Here is a 20,912-nt window from a genome sequence, read left to right as displayed (position 1 = left end):
GCCCACCCCGGCGCCGGAGACCCCGACCTGCCGCACCCCGGGGCCGGTCACGCGGACCGGGTACGGGCGCGCAGGGCATGGATCACGGCGGCCATGTCCGCGCCCGCGTGGCCCAACCCGAGTGTCTCGCCGTACAGGGCGTGGCAGACGTCCAGCAGGGGCGACGCCGTGCCCCGGGCACGCGCCGCGTCGGCGATGAGCCGGTTGTTCTTCAGCACGTCCGCGATCGACGCCTGCACCCCGAATTCGCCGTGGACGAGCTTGTCCGCCTTGGCCCGGGAGACCGTGGAGGCCATCGGGCCCGCGCCGAGGATCCGGGCCAGCAGCGCCGGGTCCGCGTCGTGTTCCTCGGCGAAGTGGACGGCCTCGGCCAGCCCGGTGACCATGGTGATCAGGAACAGGTTGACCGCGAACTTCATCACCAGGGCCGAGGGCACCGCGCCGCAGGTGAACACCGCGCCGCAGAGCGGTGCCAGGAGCGGTCGGCAGCGCTCCACCGCCGCCTCGTCGCCGGCCACCATCGCGACCAGCTCGCCGGCCTCGGCGGGACCCCGCGACCCGGACACCGGCGCCTCGACGTAGCTGCCGCCGGCGGCGGTCACGTCGTCGGCCAGGTCCCGTGAGTAGCCGGCGGCGAACGTGCCCATCTGCACCACCGTGCGATCCCGGACCCGCGTGGCGAACTGCGGGGTCCCGCGCGCCAGGACGGCGTTCACCGCCGGCTCGTCGGCGAGCATCAGCACCACCACACCGGACCGGTCGAACACCTCGCCCGGTCCGCCGGCCCGTTCGGCGCCGGCGGCCACCACCGGGTCGCACCGGGACGCCGTACGGTTCCAGACGACCAATGGCACCCCGGCCCGGGCCAGGTTCACCGCCATCGGCTGGCCCATCACCCCGAGTCCGACGAAGCCCACCCTGTCCATGATCGCGGTCCCCTCCCTACGCACGCGGCGGTCCCCGGCGCCGCCGCAACGGTTGTAGCCGGACCGGCGGCGTCGGGTCTTGAACGATCGTGCGCAGTCCAGGACCGGCGGATTGGACCGTGAACCGGGCCGCCGGCTGCGGTGGGATGGCATCGGCGGGAACGGCGCCGACGGGACGCGGGGCCCGGACGGCGACCGGCCCGCCGCACGTCGCGGGGGAGCGCCCCGGGAAGGGGGGACGGGATGAGGGTGATCGCGGAGGCCGGCCGGCACCACGTCGAGACCGGCGCCACGTACGTGGAGCACCTGCGGGTGCCCCACCTCAGCCTCGGCACGTACGCGATCCCGGCCGGGGCGCCGGACCCCCAGCGACCGCACACCGAGGACGAGATCTACGTCGTGCTGCGGGGTCGCGGCCGGCTCCGCACCCCGGACGAGACGGTCGACGTCGGCCCCGGCAGCGTGGTTTTCGTCCCGGCCGGGGAGGAGCACCGGTTCGTGGACGTCACCGAGGACCTCACCGTCCTCGTGGTCTTCGGCCCCGCCGAGGGGACGGCGGCGGCCGGGTGATCCCGGGCGACTCCCGTTCGTCCGGGAGCGCGGGCGGCGACCTGTTGCGTCGTCACCTCACGCCCGGCCGGGACCGGCGGCCCCGCGAGCCGGGGGTCCGGATCCGGCCCGGGGCCGGCGGCGCGGGCATCGAGCGGCTGGCGGCCGAACTGCGCGGCGAGGCGTTCTCCCCGCACCGCCACGACCGGTACGCCGTCGGCGTCACGCTGGCCGGTGTGCAGACCTTCCGGTACCGCGCCGAACAGCACTACTGCCTGCCCGGCGAGTGGCACGTCCTGCACCCCGACGAACCGCACGACGGCGCGGGCGGCACCGACGAGGGCTTCGGCTACCGGATCGTCTACCTGGACCCGGCCGTCGTCCGGGCGGCCCTCGACGGCGATCCGCTGCCCTTCGTCGCCGATCCGGTGATCCGACCGGTCGCGGTGCCCCGCGTTCTCGCCGACGCCCTGGCCCACCTCGACGAGCCGCTCGACGAGGTCGCGGCGGTGGAGGTCGCCACCGCGATCGCGGACCTGTTGCAGGCGCACGCGGCTCCCGGCCGTAGCCGCCGCCGGCCGCTCGACCTCGGCGCGGTGGCGCGGGTGCGGGCGCTGCTGACCGAGGAGCCGACGGTGCGGCACCGGGCCCGGGACCTCGAACTGGTGGCCGGCCTGGACCGCTGGTCGGTCGCCCGCCAGTTCCGTGTCGCCTTCGGCACCAGCCCCACCCGGTACCGGACGTCGCGCCAACTCGACCTGGCCCGTGGCCTGATCCGGGCCGGTGTCCCGTTGGCCGAGGTCGCCGTCCGGGCCGGCTTCGCCGACCAGGCGCACCTGACCCGCATGTTCCGGCGGTCCTACGGGCTGACCCCGGCCGTCTGGTCCGCCGCCGTCGGCGCGCGGCGGCCGGGGCGGTGAACGGCGTCGACCGGTGGCCCGCCGGGGGAGCGGTCAGCGGGTGAGCTGGAGGTGCCGGCTGATCATGGCGTTGGTCTGCGTCGGCACCTCCAGCTGCACGAAGTGCCCGGAGCCGGCGGCCTGTCCGATGTCGGCCCGGGGCGCCAGCCCGGCCAGGCGGGCGTAGTCGGCGAACGGGGCGTTGCTGCCGACGAAGAGCAACGGCCGGTCCCAGCGGGTCAACGCCGCGACGTCCGCCTCCGCGCGCAGGTACGCGGCGAGCCCGGCGATGGGTTCGTAGGCGACCTCGGTGGAGGGCGCGGCCATCCGCGTGACCACCCACTCGACCAGCCGGGGATCCGAGCCGGGCAGGAAGTACGACCGGACGATGGACTCCCGGACCGCCCCGGAGGTGTCGTCGCGCAGCGACCGGGCGGTCTGCTCGACCGTGTCGGCGGCACCGGGGGGACCGGCCACGGCCGAGTCGAGCAGGGCCAGGCCGGTGAAGCGGTCCCGGTCCCCGGCGACGGCGGCGAGGGACCAGACCCCGCCCAGGCTGTGGCCGACCACCACGACGTCGCGCAGGTCGAGCGCGACGGCGAAGGCGCGCAGCCGGGCGGCCAGGCGGTCCACGCCGTACCCGTCGGGAGGCGGAGGGCTTCCGCCGTGTCCCGGCATGTCCACGGCGACCACCCGCGTGTGCCGGCCGGCGAGGTGCCGGGCGACCGGCTCCATGAACTGGTGGTCGCCGCACCAGCCGTGGACGAGCAGGAAGGTGTCGCGGTCGCCGTGCCCGTATGTGCGGTAGCGCATTCCCGCGGCGGTGTGCCGATCCGACATGGGTCCTCCCGGAGGTCGTCGCCAGCGTCCGACCGCACGCACCCGGCCGGTCGCGGCTTGTTCCACTGAAGCGCGCCCGCTCCGGTGATCCGCAGCGTACGCTCGTCTTTGTGCCGATACTTCCGTTTTGCGATCTGTAGCGGAAGGGGTGGCGCGTGTCGACAGGCTCCCCGACGGTCGACCGGATCGCCCGGTTCTTCGCCGGCCTGGCGGATTCCGCCCCCGGCCGACTGCCGTCTCCGCCCCACGGGACCATCCGGTTCGACCTGGTCGATGCCGACGGGCGGACCACGGTCTGGTTCGTGCACGTGCGGTCCGGGCAGGTCCGGGTGGACCGTGCCGGCGACCGGGCCGACTGCGTGGTGGCGATCCCGCCCGAGATGTTCGTCCGGCTGCTCGACGGTACGGACCACGTGGTGGCGATGCTGTTGCGGGGCGTCCTGGCGGTCGAGGGCGACCTGTCGCTCTTCCTGACCTTCCGCCGGCTGCTGCCGCCCACGGCCGACAGCGCCAACCCCGAACCGGTGCGCGGATCGCCCGGCTGCACCAGTCGGGGCGGCGTGGGGCTGCCCGGTTCCACAAACGTCTTCTCCGGTGACCTGTTCCTGATCAGCGACTACCACGGAGACGTCGACCCGAACCCCAACAGCCCGCTCGGCCTCTTCTTCTTCGACACCCGGTTCCTGTCGACCTGGCGGGTGACGGTCGACGGGGAACGCCTGTCGACGCTCTCGGTCGACGACATCAGCTCCGCCGAGGCGAGGTTCGCGCTGGTGCCCGGCCAGCCGACGCACTACGTCAACGCGACCACGTCGATCCTGCGGCACCGCTGGGTCGGACAGGTCTTCCAGGAGGAGATCACGCTCATCAACTTCGCGCCGGAACCGCTGCGGTACGTGGTCCGGCTCGACGTCGGCGCGGACTTCGCCGAGGTGCAGGAGATCCGGGACAGCCTCTGCCGGGACCGGCCGGTCGCCGCCACCGTCGAGGGGCACACGCTGCGGCTGCACTACCGGCGGCAGATGCTGCACCGGGAGACGATCATCTCCACCAGCGAGCCGGCCGACCTGGACGAGCGGGGCCTGACCTACACCGTCACCGTCGCGCCGCACGAGACGTGGTCGGTCCGGCTGCGCGTCCTGACGCTCGTCCGGGACCTGCGTCACCGTGACCTGCGGGAGCGGCTGGAGAGCGGGATCAACCGCTCCCGCGCCGAGTCGGCCCGCGAGATCGACGCCCTCGTCGCCGACGTACCCCGGCTGCGGGCCGACCACCAACCCCTCGGCGACGCCTACGCGCGCAGCGTGCGCGACCTCGCCGCGCTCCACTACCAGGGGCTCAACTACCGGGCGCGGCTACCCGCGACCGGTCTGCCCTGGTCGATGGCCCTGCTCGGCCGGGAGAACCTGATCGGCGGCTTCCAGACGCTGCCCTTTATGCCCGACCGGGCGGCCGCCACCCTGCGCATCCTGGCGTTGAGCCAGGGGGCGCGGCACGATCCGTTCCGGGGCGAACAGCCCGGCAAGATCCTCCAGGAGAGCCGGTACGGGGAGTCCGCCGCCTTCAACGACGCCCCGGACGCCGCCGCCTTCACCGCTGCCGACACCACCCCGCTCTTCGTCATCCTGCTCGACGAGTACGAACGGTGGACCGGTGACGCGGACGTGGTCCGCGCGTACGAGTTCCAGGCCCGCGCGGCCATCTCCTGGCTGGACCGGTACGCCGACCCGGTGGGCCGGGGCTACGTCTGGTCCGTCTGTCGACGCACCTGGACCGGGGAGGCCAACGAGAGTTGGCGCGCCTCGGTCCGGGGCATCTGCTTCCGCGACGGCCGGCTCGCCACGTTCCCGCAGGCGATCTGCGAGCTACAGGGGTACGCCTACGACGCCAAGCGGCGGGCGGCCCGGATGGCCCGGCGGTTCTGGGACGACCCGGAGTGGGCCGACCGCCTGGAGCGGGAGGCCGCCGACCTGCGGGAACGGTTCGACCGGGACTTCTGGATCCCCGAGCGCGGGTACTACGCGCTCGCCCTCCAGGCCGACGGGACGCAGGTCGACGCGCTGGCGTCGAACATCGGGCACCTGCTGTTCAGCGGCATCGTCCCGCCGGAGCGCGCCGGGCACCTGGCGCGGCACCTGCTCGGTACCGCGCTCTACTCGGGCTGGGGGGTGCGCACCCTGGCCGTGACCGAGATGGCGTTCAACCCGCTGGGCCACCACACCGGCGCGGTGTGGCCGGCGGACAACTCGCTGATCGCCTGGGGGTTGCGCCGCTACGGGTTCAAGCAGGAGGCCGGACGCATCGCCTGCGACCTGCTCGAGGCGTCCCGGTACTTCGACGGCCGGCTGCCCGCGCTCTTCGCCGGCTACGACCGGGCCCGCACCCGGGTCCCGGTGCCGCACCGGTTCGCGGACAGCCCGTACGCCCCCTCGGCCGGGGCGACGCTGCTGCTGCTCCGGGTGCTGCTCGGCCTCGAACCGTACGAGGACCACCTGGCGGTCGACGCCGCCGTCCCGGAGGGGCTCGGTCAGATCGAGCTGTTGGACGTCCGGGGCCGGTGGGGGTACGCCGACGCGCTCGGCCGGGAGCGTCCCTTCTTCGCGCACGGGCTGGCCTGACCACCAGGCCGGTGGTGCGGCGACCGGCACCCGCCGGGCGGCACGTGCCTGGTCCGCACCGGTCGCCGCCACCTCCCACCCCGACCGCTCTTGTCCGGTGTGTACCCATCGGTACCCTGACGACCGACCGTCGCACGTAGACTCGACCGCGTGCCGAAAGGTCGGAACCGGGACACCGCCACCCTCTGGCGGCCCGGGGTGGACGGTGTGGAGGTCCTGCACGCCCACTTCCGGGTGCACGAGTACACCCGGCACACCCACGAGACGACCACCGTGGCGCTCGTGGACAGCGGAACCGCCTCCTTCGTCCACCGGGGCGAACACGTCGTCGCGCCGGCCGGGAGCACCTTCGTCATCAACGCGGGCGAGGTGCACACCGGTCGGTCCCTCACCGACCAGGGCTATCGTTACCGGGTCCTCTACCTGGACCAGGCGGCCCTCACTCCGTTGCTGGTCGGCGAGTCGGGCCTGGAGGATCCCCTCGCCTTCGACGAGACGATCGTCCGGGACAGCCGGGTGGCCGGCCTGCTCGACCGGGCCCACCGGGTGCTCACCGCGCCCGGGACGGAGCCGCTGCGGCAGCAGCAGGCGCTCCTGGAGGTCTGCCGGGCGGTGCAGGAACGTTTCCGGGGCCGGGCCCGCGCCGGCCGCGCGGTCGGCCCCGAGGACGCCGGCCGGGAGGTGAAGAACCACCACCGGGCGGTGGACCTGGTGCGGGACTACCTGGAGGCGCACGCCACCGACAAGGTGCTCCTCCAGGATCTCGTCACCCTGACCGGGGTCAGCGCGTACCGGCTGGTGCGCATCTTCAGCAGCGCGGTGGGCATGCCGCCGCACGCCTACCAGAACCAGGTGCGGATCAGGCACGCGCGGCGGCTGCTCGCCGTCGGTGTTCCGGCGGCGAATGTGGCGACCCTGGTCGGCTTCTGTGATCAGCCGCACCTGATAAGAATGTTCAAGAAGTACACCGGCGTCACACCCGCCCAGTTTGTCGCCGGAGTCCGCTGAGCGTGCCGCGGCATCCCGCTTTTGCCGTCCGGCCCAGGCGATCATCAGCGGCTTGCGGGGACCTTCACGGAGAAAGGCGTAACCGGTCCGGGTGCACGTCCTGCCGGTCTTTGCCGATGCGGGCGGAAACGCCGGTAATCGTCTGGGGGTGGTACTTGACGCGCCGGCCCAGCCATGCGGAAACGGCAGCGTATCGTGCGGTCGTCGCCTTCGGCGAGACCGTCTTCGTCGACCACGTAATCGAGGACCCGGGCCGTTGTGTATGCCCCGCCCGGAGCTTCCCTCCGCCGGATGGGAACTGGTCGGAACGGCGTGGCCGTCGGGCCGGCGGGCCGGTTGCCCCGGCGCGCGTGCCAAGCCCCGGCACGGGTCGCCGACCCGGTGCCGACCTCCGTCCGTGAAAGGCGGACGCCGGTGCGGGGTGTCCCGTCGGGGCTTGCTGGTGCGGGCGCGGGTGACCGGCGGTGGCCGGGCTGAGGTGGGCGGTGACGTGCGCCTCCAGGATGTCGTCCATATCGGCATCGGACGATACCGCAAGGATTGAGATCAATTCTGCTCGTTCCGGAGTCGGATCAGTTTCGCCAATGCGGTCGGCGACGGCTGCGAGGCGCTGATTGCACGCTTCCGAGCAGCCCGGACGCCTATGCGGAGATCGCTTTCACGTCGCTCATCCCGTTGAACGTTCTTGCTTAATACGAAATCTTGACGCCCGGCCATTGCGATGCGGATGTCGCCCGTGAAAGATCCTTCGTGCGTCGATCACTGATCTGGGCACCGCCGATCCGAACTGATCAATTTCCGGCACCCGTTTGCCACCGCCCGTGGTCGCCCAACGTTGGGTGTGGCCCCGGGTAGGTCCGAGGAATGCAGGGGACGCCCCGATGAAGAATGTCGCACTTCTTGACGTTACGTTACGCGACGGTGGATACGTCAATGGTCACACCTGGTCGCGCCAACAGGCCGCCACCGTGGTTTCCGCCTGCGCGACCGCCCACATCCCGTTCTGCGAGGTGGGCTACTACCGGCCCCGTCGTCACGACGTCGACGGCGCGGACCGTCCGACGTCCTGTTGCCCGGACGACCACCTGCGTACGCTCTGCGCGGCGAACCCCACGGTGACCGTCACGGTCATGGCGCACGCCCGCGACGTCCACCCCACCGACTACCGGCGCCTCGCCGCCCTCGGCGTCGGTATGGTCCGGCTGCCGGCGCAGCACGCCATCCTGACGGACCTGACCCCGCACGTGGAGGCGGCCCGGGCGGCCGGCCTGCGGGTCGCGGTCAACCTCATCCGGGTCAGCGAACTCTCCCCCCGTGCGGTCGCCGCGGCGGCCCGCCTCGCCGAACAGTGGCAGGTGGACGCCTTCTACCTGGCCGACTCGAACGGCAGTCTCTTCCCCGAGCAGGTCGACCGGCTCATCCGGGTGGCCGGCGTGGAGACCGCCGTGCCCCTGGGCTTCCACGCGCACGACGGGCTCAGCCTCGCCTTCATCAACTCGCTCTCCGCCGTCGAGGCCGGCTGCCGGTACCTGGACGCCTCCCTGGGCGGCATGGGCAAGGGCGGCGGCAACCTCGCGCTCGAACTGATCGCCGGCTACCTGCGGGCCCGCTCCCAGGCGCCGCACGCGATGACGCCGCTCGCGCGCACCGCCGCCGAGGTGCTCAAGCCCTGGCGGGACGGGGTGCTGGCCCGGTGCGAGTCGATCGCGGGCGGCCTGCTCGACCTGAACGTCGACACCATCAAGGACCGCCACGCCCAGAACCAGCGGGAACTGTTCACCCTGGTCGACGCCATCAGCGGGTGATCCGGTCGGCCCTTCGGCGGCAGGTCACCCGCCGCCGGAGCGTCCACGGTCACCCGACCGCGCCGCGGACCCCGGTCAGCGTGGACCGGACCGCGCCCCGCACCCCGCACCACCGGCGCCGCCGCGCGCGTCGCCCGTCCCACCCACCGGCTCCGGCCACCGCCGGAGCCGGCGACCCGTCCGGTCCGCACCGGATCCCGCCCGAGGAGGAGCACCCCATGTCCGAACAGTTCGTCGCCGAACTCGAGGAGCGCATCAACGCCCGGAGGAAGACCACCAGCCCGCTCTACCAGACGATCCTCGCCGGCAAGGCCACCGAGCGGCTGCTCCGGACCTTCGTGGAGCAGCGCTGGCCGATCAAGAGCTGGTGGACCCGGAACCTGACCGGCATCGCCTGCCGGATGGACGACCTGGACATCCGGCGCTCACTGATCGAGAACGCGTACGAGGAGGAGTTCGGCGCGTTGTCGAACTCCAAGCGGCACGTCGAGACGTTCGAGGACTTCGGCCGTGCCGTCGGGGTCGACCCGGCGAGCCTGCCGGACCTGGAACTGTTCCCGGAGACGATCGCCGTGATCGAGCACAACAAGAACGCCTGCAACAACACGAACGTGCACTTCACCGAGGGCACCACGTCGGTGCTGCTGCTGATGGAGGGCCAGCCGCCCATCACCGACAAGGCCGGCAACAGCATGATGGCGGTGATGCGGGACGCCTACGGCCTGCCGGAGTGGGGCTACGAGTTCTTCAAGCACCACGCCTCCAACGACGGCGACCAGGACGGCGTGAGCGAACTCGAGGACGAGCACACCGAGCCGCTGCGGGCGATCCTCACCCGCTACTGCGACACGCCGGAACTCCAGGACCGGGCCCGCGCCTCCCTGGAGCGGGCGATCGAGCTGCGGCACGCCCACTTCGACGCCATCCTCGAGCGGGCGTACGACCCGAGCGAGCCGGTCTTCCGCTACCGCGCCGACACCGTCTGATCCCGTCCCACCGCCGACAGGGGGCCACCGTGTCCGTCTACCCACACGTCTACTTCGCCGGTCGTTGGGGCAGCCGAGCCGACGCGGTGGTCCCGGTCGGCAGCCTGGCCATGCGCTACGCGGTCTCCGTCTTCGAGGGCATCCGGATCTACACGGCCCTCGACCCGGCCCGCCCGCCCCGACCCCTGCTTCTCGACGAGCACGTCGCCCGGCTCGCCGCGTCCCTGCGGCTGATGCGGCTGCCCGACCCGGGTGTCGAGCGGCTGCCCGGGATCGTCGACGAGCTGATCGCCCGCAACCACATCGACACCGACACCTACGTCCGGGTGTCGGTGACCCCGACGAACCCCGGCGACCTCGGCGCGGACGCCGAACCCGTACTGGTGGTCACGGCCGCCCCGATGGGCCGCAAACGCTGGCTGAGCAACGGAACCGGCATGTCGTTGACGGTCAGCGACTGGCAGCGGGCCGGCGCCGCCTCGTTCCCGCCGGCGGCCAAGAACATCTCCAGCTACGCCGGGCCGCGCCTGGCCTGGCTGGCCGCCCGGGACGCGGGCTTCGACGGGTGCGTGCTGACCAACCGGGCGGGACGGCTCAGCGAAGCGCCGACCGCCGCGCTCTTCCTCGTCCGCGACGGGGAACTGCTGACCCCGGCGCTGGACGAGGACGTGCTACCCAGCATCACCCGGGCCTGGCTGCTGCGCGAGGGTGGGATTCCGGCCCGGGAGACCACCCTGACCCGGGAGGACGCCCACCGGGCCGACGAGGCGTTCCTCTGCGGCACCGGCATCGAGATCGCCCCGGTGCGCGCCTTCGACGGCCACCCGCTACGACACTGGCCCCAGGCGCCGGTCACCCGGCAACTGATCATGCGGTACTTCCTGCACGCCCGTGGCGGCGCCCACGACGGGCCGGTCGACCTGCCGTCGCTGGTCCGGGACGTGCGGCCGTGACCGGGGCGCCGGACGGAACGGCCGGCCGGCCGGGAATGATCGACTGGGCGGTGGCGGGCACCCTGCTCGCGGCGTTGCAGGCCCGGCCGGGCCCGCTGGAGCCCCTGTTGACGGAGGTGGTCCGGACCGCGCCGCCGTTCCGCAACACCGACTACCCGCTCTCGCCGCTGCCCCTGGTGGCGCGGCACCACACGGTCACCGCGGCGGTGCCCGCCGTCGAACGGTACGTCGCGCTGCTCGGCCGGATCACCACCCTCTACCGGGAGATGCCCGCGCTGCGACGCTGGTACGCCCTCGGCCCCGCCGCCGAGGCGCTCGTCGACGCCGACCGGCAGGCACCCGACGAGGTGACGGTCTGCCGCCTCGACGGATATCTCGAACAGGGCACCGAGCGGCTCCGCCTGCTGGAGAACAACGCCGACGCGCCCGCCGGCACCCTGTTCAGCGCCCGGATCAACCGGGTGGTGGGCACCGTGCTCGACCGGGCCGGGGTGAGCGCGCCCGTCGCCGAGGCGTACACGCTCTCCTCCGAACGGGCCCTGCTCGACGTGCTCGTCGACGCGCTGCGCCGGCGCGGACTCGACACCGGCGCGCCCCGCGTCGCGGTGCTGCAACCCACCGGGCGGTCCAACCTGGAGAGCGTCGAGATGGTGGCCGCCTTCCGCCGTTGGGGGGTCGCGGCGGTCCTGGCCGACCCGCGGGAGCTGCGGCAGGTCGGCCGGGCCGTCTGGTTCGGACCGCACCCGGTCGACGTCTGCTGGAACAAGGTCAACACGGTGGCCTGGCGGACGCTCGTGGAGTCCGACGCCGATCTGGTCGGCCGCTGGACCCGCGCGCTGGCCACCGCGGACTTCGTCCACGTGAACCCGTTCGGCGCCCGGTACGTGGCCGAGAGCAAGCTCACCCTCGCGTTGCCGTGGGACCCCCGCTTCGCCGACCTGTTCACCGCCGCCGAGCGCGCTCTCGTCGCCGACCTGCTGCCCTGGGCGCGGCGGCTCGAACCGGGGGCCGCCGCCCCCGACGGGGTGACTCCGCTCGACGTCGACCTGGTCGAGCATCCCGACCGGTACGTGCTGAAGGAGCCGTACGACATCCGGGGCGACGGCGTCACCGTGGGCCGGGCGGCGGGGCGGACGGCCTGGCGGCAGGCGGTGGACCGGGCGGCGGCCCACAAGCTGGTGGCCCAGCGGTACGTCGCGCCGACCGCCTACCCGGTGCTGCGACCGGACGGGGAACCGCCGGTGGTGACGATGCCGGTCAGCTTCGACAGCTTCGTCCTCGGTGGCCGGGTGCACGGGTTCGGCTCCAAGGCCAGCCTCAATCCCCGGCTCAACGTCTTCCAGGGCGGGCAGAAGCTCGCCGTCCACGTCACCGGGCAGGCCGCGGAGGACGGTCCGGCCAGCGACCGCCGGACCACCGCGACGGCCGTGCCCGACGGCGTGGCCAGCCTTCGCGAGTGAGGAGTTCACGTGGCGACGATCGACCGGGTCGTCCTCCGTCTGGTGCGGTGCACCCTGACCCGTCCCTTCGAGAACCGCTGGCAGCGGTACCACACCTGGACGAAGTTGGTGGTCGAGGTGGAGGCCGGGGGCACCTCCGGGTTCGCCGAGTGCGCGGCGATGGAGACCCCGTTCTACAACTACGAGACCATCGAGACGGCGTGGTACGTCTCCGAGCGTTACCTGGTGCCCGCCCTGCTGCGCGCGGACACGACCGATCCGGCGCAGGCCCAGCGGGCCTGGGCCGACGTCAACGGCCACGAGGAGGCCAAGGGCGGGGTCGAGGCCGCGCTGTGGGACCTGCGGGCCCGGCTCGCCGGCCGGCCGCTCTGCGTGGAACTCGGCGGCGCGGTCCGGCGGGTGCCGGTCGGCGCCACCGCCGGCATCGAACCGACCGTCGACGAGCTGCTGGCGAACATCGGCCGGATCCGGGACAACGGCTTCCAGCGGGTACGGGTGAAGATCCGGCCCGGCTGGGACGCGGAACCGCTGCGCGCGATCCAGGAGGCGTTCCCCGGTTTCGCGGTGGTGGCCGACGCCAACGGCGCATACGACGAGGAGCACCTCGACGACCTGTCCGACATCGACAAGTTCCAGCTGATGGCCCTGGAGCAGCCGTTTCCCCGGCACCTGCTGGAGACCAGCGCCGCCCTCCAGTCCCGCCTGCTCACCCCGATCTGCCTCGACGAGCAGGTGCACTCCCTGCGGGAGATGACCCAGGCCCACCGGCTCAGGGCGGGCCGCCAGGCCAATATCAAGATCGGCCGGGTGGGTGGGCTGACCGAGGCCGTCCGGATCCACGACTTCTGCCGGGCCGAGGGCATCGACCTCTTCGTCGGCGGCAAGTGGGAACAGGGCCTCGGCCGGTGGTGCGCGCTGGCGTTGGCGACCCTGCCCGGCATGACGCTCCCCAGCGACGTGGGACCGAGCCGGAACTACTACCTCGACGACGGTGTCGAGCCGAAGCTCGACGTCGTCGAACCCGGCTGGGCCGAACCGACCGACCGTCCGGGCCTCGGGGCCGACCTCACCGACAGCGTCGAGGTGACCCGGATCCAGGAGATCACGAAGGGAATGCTGGCATGACCACCGACGACCTGGTCGAGCTGTTCCGAGAGCACGGCACCGGCGCGGTCAGCGACGCGCTCGACCTGCTCGGACGCAACGGCGGACTCTCCGGACTCAGCCGCCGGTCCGGCACCGGCACGGTGGTCGGTCCCGCCTACACCCTCCGGTTCGAGCCGGTGGCCGCCGGCGTCCGCGCGCCGGCCGGGGAGTTCATCGACGACGTGCCTCCCGGCGCGGTCGTGGTGATCGCCAACGGCGGACGGCTCTACTGCACGGTCTGGGGCGACATCCTCAGCGCGGTGGCGGTCCGCAACGGCGTCGCCGGGACCGTCGTCGACGGCTGCTGCCGGGACGTGGCGGAGACCCGTGCCGTCGGCTATCCGGTGTGGAGCCGGGCCGGTTACATGAAGTCGGGCAAGAACCGGGTCCGGCTCGCCGCCGTCGGGCAGCCCGTGGAGGTCTGCGGGACGGTCGTCGAGCAGGGCGACCTGGTCTGCGCCGACGACAGCGGCGCGGTGGTCGTACCGGCCGCCCTCGCCACCGAGGTCGGTGACCAGGTGCGCCGGATCGTCACGATCGAGGCGGCGATCCGGGCCGACGTCGCCGCGGGCGTGCCGTTGCGCGACAGCCGCCGCCGGCACGGCTACAACCTGGCGCCCCGCGACGGGATCACCGTCCCGGTGCCGTCGACGGGCCGGTCGTGACCCGACCACGGGCGTTCGTCGCGGGCCTGGTGCACGAGTCCAGCACCTACATGGTGGCGGTCAGCGGCCCGACCGACCTCGCCGACTTCGACGTCCACTCCGGAGCGGAGCTGATCGACGAGTTCGCCGGCACCAACACCATCGTCGGGGGCTACCTGGCGGCCTGTGGGCGGCTCGGCGTCGACCCGGTGCCCGGCGTGCACGCCCGGGCCGAGCCCGGCGCGGCGGTCACGCCACGGGCCGCGGCGCACCTGGGGGACCAGCTGGTCGCGGCGTTGCGGATGGCCGCCCCGGTCGACGTGGTTCTGCTCGACCTGCACGGGGCGGGCGCGCTGGAGACGGGGGAGAGCCTCGACCTGGCGGTGGTGCGCGCGGTGCGCGCCGTGGTGGGACCCCGGGTGCGGGTCGCCGTCACGGTCGACCTGCACGCGAACCTGCCGGCGGAGCTGGTGGACCTGGTCGACGTGCTGGTCGGCTTCCAGGAGTACCCGCACACGGACATGGCGGTCCGCGCGGACCGGGCCGCCTCGCTCGCGGTCGGACAGCTGTCCGGCGCGTCGCGACCGGTGGTGCGGATGCGGACCCTGCCGATGCTGCTGCCCCCCTCGACCACCTGGTCCGGTCCCGGGGCGTGGCTGCGCGACCTGGTCCGGGAGGTCGAGTCGGAGCCGGACGTGCTGGCCTGCACGGTGCTGCACGGCTACCCCTACGCCGACACCCCGCAGGCCCGCGCCGCCGTGGTGACCGTCGGCACCCCGGCCGCCGCCGAGGCGGCCAACCGTACGGTGGCCGGGGCGCTCTGGGGCGAGCGGGACCGCTTCCGGATCGACCCGGTCCCGCCCGAGCGGGCGGTGGCGGCCGCGCGGGCCGCCACCGGTCGACCCGTGGTCGTCGGCGACGGCACCGACAACCCCGGCTGCGGGGCGGCCGGCGACAGCACCTACCTGCTGTCCGCGCTGCTCGACAGCGGCCTGCGCGCCTGCCTGGCCACCCTCCACGATCCCGCCACGGTGCGGGCCTGCGTCACCGCCGGGGTCGGCGCCCGGGTGGAGGTGGCGCTCGGCGGCCGGCACGGCTGGGCGAGCGGACCCCCGGTGCGGGCCACCGGCACGGTCCGCGCGATCACCGACGGCCGCGTCGTGCAGCGCAGCATGCGGGCCGGCAAGACCCTCGACTTCGGCACCAGCGTGCGGTTGTCCCTCGGCGAGGTCGACGTCATCGTGGCCAGCCAGCGCCGACAGGTCCTCGACCCGGAGATCCTGCTGCTGCACGGGGTGGTGCCCGACCGGTACGACGTGCTGGCCGTGAAGTCGGTCAACCACTTCCGCGCCGGCTTCGCCTCGGTCAGCGACCACCTGCTGGTCGCGGACGCGCCCGGCCCGCTCACCCGGGAGATCGACAGCCTGCCGCGCGGGCCGGCGACCGCCGGACTGTGGCCGATGGACCCGGACGTCACGTTCCCCGCCCTGCCCACGCCTGCCCGACCGGCCCGGTGAAGGGAGAGACGAGATGATGACGCTGCTGGACGCCGTCCGCAGCCGGCGCAGCGTCGGCCGGCTGGTCGACCCGGCCCCGTCCGACGAGGAGATCGTCGCCCTGGTCACCGACGCCGCGTCCGCGCCGGACCACGGGCTGCTGCGTCCCTGGCGGTTGATCGTCGTCCGGGACGCCGCCCGCGACGTTCTCGGCGCGGCGCTGGCCGAGGGCTGCCCGGCCGACGACGCGGTGGGACGGCGACGCGCGGCGGGCAAGCCCCTGCGGGCCCCGCTGCTGCTGTCGATCGTGCTCGTTCCCCGGGACAATCCCAAGGTGCCGGAGTGGGAGCAGCTCGCGGCGACCTCGGCGATGGTGGGCCACCTGGGGCTGCTCCTGCACGACGCGGGCTACGGCGCGATCTGGCGTACCGGCAACGTCACCGACGCCCCGCAGGTGCGCGGCCTGTTCGGGCTGGCCCCGGGCGAGCGGCTGCTCGGCTGGCTCTACGTCGGCACGCCCGGTGCCGCGTCGCCCCCGGTGCCCCGGCCGGCCTTCGCCCCGCACGAGCGGCTCTTCGCCCTGCGCCCCGGGGGCACGGTCGTGCCGCTGCCGGCGGTCCCCGCCCGGCCCGGCGGGCAGCCGTAGGCTTCCCGCATGAGCGGATCCGAGGCGTTCTACCGACCCGACGGCGCGGACACCTACCTGCCCACCGCGCACACCGAGGGCCCCTGGGACCCCCGCTACCAGCACGGCGGGCCGCCCGGGGCGCTTCTGGCCCGCGCCGTCGAGGAGCACCTCACCGGCACCGGCCTGGTCGTCGCCCGGATCACCATGGAGATCCTCGGGCCGGTGCCGTGCCGGCCCGTCCAGGTTCGGGCCCGGGTCGAACGACCCGGACGGCGCGTTCAGCTCGTCCGCGCCGAGCTGCGCCACGAGGGCCGACTGCTGATGACCGCCACCGCCTGGGCGGTGCGGCCGGCCCCGGCGGCGCTTCCGGTCGGTCCGACCACGGCGCGCGGACCCGAACCGGGCCCGGAGGCGGGCCGGTCGATGGTTCCACCGCCCGGCACGCCGTGGGACTGCGGCTTCCTCGCCGCCACCGAGTGGCGTTTCGTCGACGGCGGCTACGACCGTCCCGGTCCGGCCGCGGCCTGGGTGCGCGCCCGGCACCCGCTTCTGCCGGACGAGCCGCTCTCACCAATGCAGCGCACGGTGCTGACCGTCGACTCGGCCAACGGGATGAGCGCGGTGCTGGACATCGAGAAGTGGATGTTCGTCCCGCCCGAGCTGACCGTCCACGTCCTCCGGCCACCGGACGGCGAGTGGCTGCACCTGGCCGCGGTCACCGAGGTGGCCCCGGGCTGCGCGGGGCTGACCACCGGCACGCTCTCCGACCGGCACGGGCCGGTCGCCCGGTCCGCCCAGGCGCTCTTCGTGGCGCGGCAGCCCGAACCACCCGGGCGGTGACCCGACGTACCGGGTCCCGGTCGGCACCGGGACCCGGCGTTCGTCGCCGGACGGCGGCGGAGGTCAGTCCCAGACCCGGTCCGGCGTGAGCGCGCGGATCCGGCGGGCCAGCCGGGCCGGGGTGGACGCCTCGTAGAGGTCCCGCGCCGACACCGGCACGCCCAGCACGTCGGAGATCATCGTCATCGCGGCGGTGGCGAGCAGCGAATGGCCACCCAGCGCGGTGAACTCGTCGTCCACCCCGATCCCGGACACCCCGAGCACCCGCTCCCACTCGGCGACGACGCTGCGTTCGAGTCCGTCCCGGGGCGGGGTGTAGGCGCTGCCCAGCTCCGGGCGACCGGCGGGCAACGGCAGGTCCGCCAGGGCCGTCCGGTCGATCTTGCCGCCGGGGGTGACCGGGATCCGGGGCACCGCGACGAAGACCGCCGGGACCATGTGCTCGGGAAGCCGCCCGCCGAGGAACTCCCGGAGGCTCTCCACGGTCGCCGGCTGTTCCGGGTCGGCCGGCACCAGATAGGCGGTGAGCCGGGGCTGTTCGTCCGCGCCGGCCCGCAGGTCCACCACGCAGTCGCGGACCTGGGGGTGCCCGGCCAGGGCGGTCTCCACCTCACCCAGCTCGATCCGGTAGCCCCGGACCTTGACCTGGTGGTCCAGCCGGCCGAGGAACTCGATCTGTCCGTCGCTGAGGTGACGCACCAGGTCACCGGTGCGGTACATCCGGGCGTCCGGGTCGGCGACGAACGGATCCGGCAGGAACCGCTGCGCGGTCAGCTCCGGTCGTCGCCAGTAGCCCGGCCCCACCCCGGCCCCGCCGATGTACAGCTCACCCGGTACCCCCACCGGCACCGGGTCGCCTTCGTCGTCGAGGACGTACATCCGCTGGTTGGGCAGGGGCCGTCCCCAGGGGACGCTGGCCCGGCGGGCGTCGGCGCCGGTGACCGGGTGACCGGTGGTGGTGAAGGAGACCTCGGTCATGCCGGCGACGTTGAAGGCCCGGGCCCGGGGCGCCAGCGACCGCAGCGGGCCGATCACCCCGCCGGGGAAGCGGTCCCCGCCGAGCACCACGGTCCGGAGCCCCTCGGGCAGGCCGGCCCCGGTGTCCAGGGCCACGTCGACCGCGCCCCGGAACAGCGCCGGGGTGGAGCTCCACACGGTGATCCGGGCGTCGTGCGCCAGGTCGAGCAGACGCTGCGGGTCGGTCAGGTCGGCCCGGGTGGGCACCACCAGGCAGCCTCCGGCGAGCAGGGTGCTCAGGACGTCGAACGCGGACATGTCGAAGCTCAGCGACGAACACTGCAACAGTCGGGTCCGGTTGTCCATCCGGCACCGGCTGACCAGGGCCGCCATCGTGTTGAGCACGCCCCGGTGGGTGTTCGCCGCGCCCTTCGGCGTCCCGGTCGATCCGGAGGTGTAGATGACGTAGCAGAGGCTCCCGGGGTCGCCCGCCGGTTCCTCGTCCGGGTCGGGGCGGACCCCGTTGCGCGACGCGACCGCGTCCGGCACGTCGTCGAGGAGCACCACCGTGGCGTCGTGCCGGGGCAACCGGTCGGCGGAGGCGGAGTCGGCCAGGACCACCGGCGCCTGCGCGTCCGCCAGCATGAATCCGAGCCGGGCCACCGGGTAGGCCGGATCCATCGGCACCCAGGCCGCCCCGGCGCGCAGGACCGCCAGCACCCCCACGACCATCTCGACGGACTTCTCCACGCAGAGCGCGACCAGCCGGCCCGCTACGGCGTGGCCGCGCAGCACGGCGGCGAGCCGGGCGGACCGCTCGTCCAGTTCCCGGTACGACAGCGTCCTGCCGGCGCACACCACCGCCGGTGCTCCCGGGAACGCCCGCGCCCGGTCGAGGATCACCTCGTGCAGGCAGCGGTCCTCGGGTCTCGGCGCGTGGACGTCGTTCCACGTGTCGAGCACCAGCGCGCGTTCGGCCGGGGTGACCAGCCCCAGTCGGGACACCGGGGTCTCCGGGGTGGCTGCCGCCGCCGCGAGCAGCAGCGGGAACCGGGCGGCGAGCCGGTCGGCCGTCGGCGGGTCGAACAGGTCCCGGGCGTACTCCAACCGGCCGGTCAGCTCGCCGTCCGCCGCCGCCTCCAGCACCAGGCGCAGCTCGTACCGGACGCCGAGTCGGGGCAACGGCAGCGGGGACAGGGGCAGCCCGCCCAGGGCCGGCGGCAGCAGGGGAGCATCCCGGACGGTCAGCGCCACCCGTGCGAACGGGTCGTGGCGGACGCTCGCCGCCGTCCCGCCCAGCTCCTCGGCGAGCCGGGCGAACGGCACGGCGGCTCCGGTGGCGACGGTCACCGCCGCCCGGGTTCGGGCGACCACGGCGGCGAAGTCGGGATCACCGGCCAGGTCGGTGCGGACGACCAGTTCACCGCCGCCGGTGGCGGGGGTGGTGGCGGTGACCGCGACGTCGGTCCCGGCGCCGTGCCGGGCCAGCAGGGCGTGCAGACCCGCGATCAGCACCGTCGCCTCGTCGACCTCCGGAAACCGGTCCCGCAGCCGCCGGCGGGTGTCGGCCGGGACGGTCACCGTGGCCGTGCCGCCGGTGCCGGCCAGCACGACCGGTCGCGGCCAGTCGGTGGGCAGCGCCGCCGAGGGGGGAACGGCCAGCAGCTCCCGCCAGGCGTCCAGTCCGTCGTCCGCGCCCACCTGCGGGTCGGCCGGCCGCGCTCCGGCGGCACCCCCGCCCGTGCCGGTCGGTCCGGCCGGCGCCACCGGTCCGGTCGCGGGGTGGCACCGGGCGGCCCGGTGCAGCAGCGCGCCGAGGGTCTGCTCGTCGGCCGCGACCCGGTGCGCCACGAGCACCAGCACCGTACGCCCGGGGAGCAGCAGCACCCGGCAGCGCAGCGGCGTCTCGTGCGTGAGCGCGAATCCGGTCGACGGCTCCTCGGTGAGGATCTCCCCGACGGCGGTGTCCCGTTCCCCGTCGGGCAGGTGGGTCAGGTCGGTGACGACCACGGGGACCTGTGGCTCCCCGTCGGGCCGGTGGCGGACCGCCCGGCCCCCCTGGTCGGCGTACACGGCGAGCAGCGGATCGTCCGGGCCGAGGGCGGCGCGCAGCGCGGTGCGCAGCGCGGCGACGTCCACCCGGGCCGGTACGCTCGCCGCCAGCGCGACGAGGTTCGCGGGCGTACCGGGGTGCAGTTGCTCGGCCCGCCAGACCCGCTGCCCGGCCAGGTCCAACGGCACGGCCGGTTCGCCGGTCCCGTCCGGTCCGGTCGGCTCGCGCCGCGACGCCGGTGCGGACACACCGAAGACCTGGCTCGTCATCGTTCGCTCCCGTTCGGTTGGTTACCGAGGGCCGCCCCGCCGGACGGACACCCGGTCAATACGGCGCCGGCCGACCCGCGCCGAGTTCCGCCGGAAGCCGTCCGGCGTCCAGGTCGGCGGCGAGTCGGGCCAGGAGGAGGGTCGGATCGTCCCGGAAGAACATGTGCCCACCGGGCAACCGGGCGAGCTGGAAGTCGGCGGGGCACTCGCGGCGCCAACGGGCCAGTCCCCGTTCGCTGACCGTCGGGTCGGTGACGCCGGCGTAGACCCGTACCGGGCAGCGCAGCGGGTCGGCCCGTCGGGGCCGGTAGCCGCTCATCACCACGAGGTCGGCGCGGAACATGGCCAGCGCCATCTCCATCAGCGCCGGGTCCCCGGTGGTACGGGAGTCGAGCGCGCCCAGCTCGACCATGCGGGGCCGCCAGTAGCTGTCCGGCAGGCTGGTCAGGTCGGCCGGGTCGGCGTCGGACGGTTCCGGCGCGTCGATCGAGGCGACCAGCAACGCGGCCGGTGGTCGTCCGGTGGTGTCCCGCAGCAGTCGACCGACCTCCAACGCCAGCAGGGCACCCATGCTGTGCCCGAAGAGCGCCAGCGGACGCCGGGCCAGTTCGGCGGCGGCCGTGGCGACCTGCCCGGCCAGCTCCGTCATGGAGGTGACGGCCGGCTCGTGGTACCGGCTGCCGTGCCCGGGCGGCTCGACGGCGTACAGCTCCACGTCGGCGGGGAGCCGGGTGGCCCAGGACCGGTAGAGGGTGGCCGAGCCGCCGGCCGGGGGCAGGCAGAGCAGCCGCAGCCGGGCCGAGGGGCGGGGCAGCCAGCGTTGCAGGAGCACCGG

17 protein-coding genes are annotated in these 20,912 nt (G+C 74.1%); 13 read left to right on the top strand and 4 right to left on the bottom strand.

Going from position 1 to position 20,912, the window contains the following annotated elements; translation table 11 throughout:
• Positions 1–47 precede the first annotated feature (47 nt).
• Positions 48–950 carry an NAD(P)-dependent oxidoreductase gene (locus tag QSK20_RS10075; protein WP_285788321.1) on the bottom strand — a complete coding sequence of 301 codons (903 nt, stop codon included), beginning with the start codon at positions 948–950 and terminating at the stop codon, positions 48–50.
• 219 nt (positions 951–1,169) lie between these two features.
• On the opposite strand from QSK20_RS10075, the gene QSK20_RS10070 reads away from it, so the two are divergent.
• Positions 1,170–1,496, top strand: coding sequence for a cupin domain-containing protein (locus QSK20_RS10070; protein ID WP_285788320.1), 327 nt, complete (start codon positions 1,170–1,172; stop codon positions 1,494–1,496).
• 44 nt (positions 1,497–1,540) lie between these two features.
• On the top strand, positions 1,541–2,395 hold the full coding sequence (locus QSK20_RS10065; protein ID WP_285788319.1) for an AraC family transcriptional regulator: 855 nt from the start codon (positions 1,541–1,543) through the stop codon (positions 2,393–2,395).
• A gap of 33 nt (positions 2,396–2,428) precedes the next feature.
• Here QSK20_RS10065 and QSK20_RS10060 read toward each other — a convergent pair whose 3' ends face one another.
• Entirely contained in the window at positions 2,429–3,214 is a 786-nt protein-coding gene (locus tag QSK20_RS10060) for an alpha/beta fold hydrolase (RefSeq protein ID WP_285788318.1), read from the bottom strand.
• 155 nt (positions 3,215–3,369) lie between these two features.
• Here QSK20_RS10060 and QSK20_RS10055 point away from each other — a divergent pair, with 155 nt between their 5' ends.
• The 11 genes from QSK20_RS10055 (at position 3,370) to QSK20_RS10005 (ending at position 16,798) form a co-directional block, all read left to right on the top strand.
• The gene (locus tag QSK20_RS10055) at positions 3,370–5,832 is read left to right on the top strand and encodes a glycogen debranching N-terminal domain-containing protein (protein ID WP_285788317.1); all 2,463 of its coding nucleotides are present in this window, start codon (positions 3,370–3,372) and stop codon (positions 5,830–5,832) included.
• A 150-nt stretch (positions 5,833–5,982) separates the two neighbouring features.
• The gene (locus QSK20_RS10050; protein ID WP_285788316.1) at positions 5,983–6,840 is read left to right on the top strand and encodes a helix-turn-helix transcriptional regulator; all 858 of its coding nucleotides are present in this window, start codon (positions 5,983–5,985) and stop codon (positions 6,838–6,840) included.
• Between the two features lie 881 nt (positions 6,841–7,721).
• Entirely contained in the window at positions 7,722–8,645 is a 924-nt protein-coding gene (locus QSK20_RS10045) for a hydroxymethylglutaryl-CoA lyase-like TIM-barrel protein (protein WP_285788315.1), read from the top strand.
• Between the two features lie 218 nt (positions 8,646–8,863).
• On the top strand, positions 8,864–9,631 hold the full coding sequence (locus QSK20_RS10040; RefSeq protein WP_285788314.1) for an iron-containing redox enzyme family protein: 768 nt from the start codon (positions 8,864–8,866) through the stop codon (positions 9,629–9,631).
• Positions 9,632–9,660: 29 nt separating this feature from the next.
• On the top strand, positions 9,661–10,584 hold the full coding sequence (locus QSK20_RS10035) for an aminotransferase class IV (RefSeq protein WP_285788313.1): 924 nt from the start codon (positions 9,661–9,663) through the stop codon (positions 10,582–10,584).
• Positions 10,581–12,044 carry a hypothetical protein gene (locus tag QSK20_RS10030; protein ID WP_285788312.1) on the top strand — a complete coding sequence of 488 codons (1,464 nt, stop codon included), beginning with the start codon at positions 10,581–10,583 and terminating at the stop codon, positions 12,042–12,044. The genes QSK20_RS10035 and QSK20_RS10030 overlap by 4 nt, the downstream gene beginning before the upstream one ends.
• 9 nt (positions 12,045–12,053) lie before the next feature.
• Entirely contained in the window at positions 12,054–13,169 is a 1,116-nt protein-coding gene (gene menC, locus QSK20_RS10025) for an o-succinylbenzoate synthase (protein ID WP_285788311.1), read from the top strand.
• Complete coding sequence (locus QSK20_RS10020; protein ID WP_285788310.1) at positions 13,166–13,855, top strand: RraA family protein; 690 nt, start codon at positions 13,166–13,168, stop codon at positions 13,853–13,855. The genes menC and QSK20_RS10020 overlap by 4 nt, the downstream gene beginning before the upstream one ends.
• Positions 13,852–15,351 (top strand): M81 family metallopeptidase, encoded by a 1,500-nt coding sequence (locus tag QSK20_RS10015; RefSeq protein ID WP_285788309.1) that lies wholly within the window; start codon positions 13,852–13,854, stop codon positions 15,349–15,351. Before QSK20_RS10020 ends, QSK20_RS10015 begins: the two co-directional genes overlap by 4 nt.
• 13 nt (positions 15,352–15,364) lie before the next feature.
• Positions 15,365–15,976: a nitroreductase family protein gene (locus QSK20_RS10010; RefSeq protein WP_285788308.1), complete on the top strand. Its 612-nt coding sequence runs from the start codon at positions 15,365–15,367 to the stop codon at positions 15,974–15,976.
• 9 nt (positions 15,977–15,985) lie between these two features.
• A complete protein-coding gene (locus QSK20_RS10005; RefSeq protein WP_285788307.1) occupies positions 15,986–16,798 on the top strand; it encodes a thioesterase family protein in 813 nt (270 codons plus the stop codon).
• Positions 16,799–16,861: 63 nt separating this feature from the next.
• Here the strand turns inward: QSK20_RS10005 and QSK20_RS10000 are convergent, their stop codons facing one another.
• Both QSK20_RS10000 and QSK20_RS09995 read right to left on the bottom strand, forming a co-directional pair.
• The gene (locus QSK20_RS10000) at positions 16,862–20,077 is read right to left on the bottom strand and encodes a non-ribosomal peptide synthetase (RefSeq protein WP_285788306.1); all 3,216 of its coding nucleotides are present in this window, start codon (positions 20,075–20,077) and stop codon (positions 16,862–16,864) included.
• Positions 20,078–20,132: 55 nt separating this feature from the next.
• Positions 20,133–20,909, bottom strand: coding sequence for a thioesterase II family protein (locus QSK20_RS09995; protein WP_285788305.1), 777 nt, complete (start codon positions 20,907–20,909; stop codon positions 20,133–20,135).
• Between the last annotated feature and the right edge of the window lie 3 nt (positions 20,910–20,912).

Source organism: Micromonospora sp. NBRC 101691, from assembly GCF_030269285.1.
In the GTDB taxonomy this organism is placed as follows: domain Bacteria; phylum Actinomycetota; class Actinomycetes; order Mycobacteriales; family Micromonosporaceae; genus Micromonospora; species Micromonospora echinospora.
This window is presented reverse-complemented; position numbering and strand designations above follow the sequence as displayed.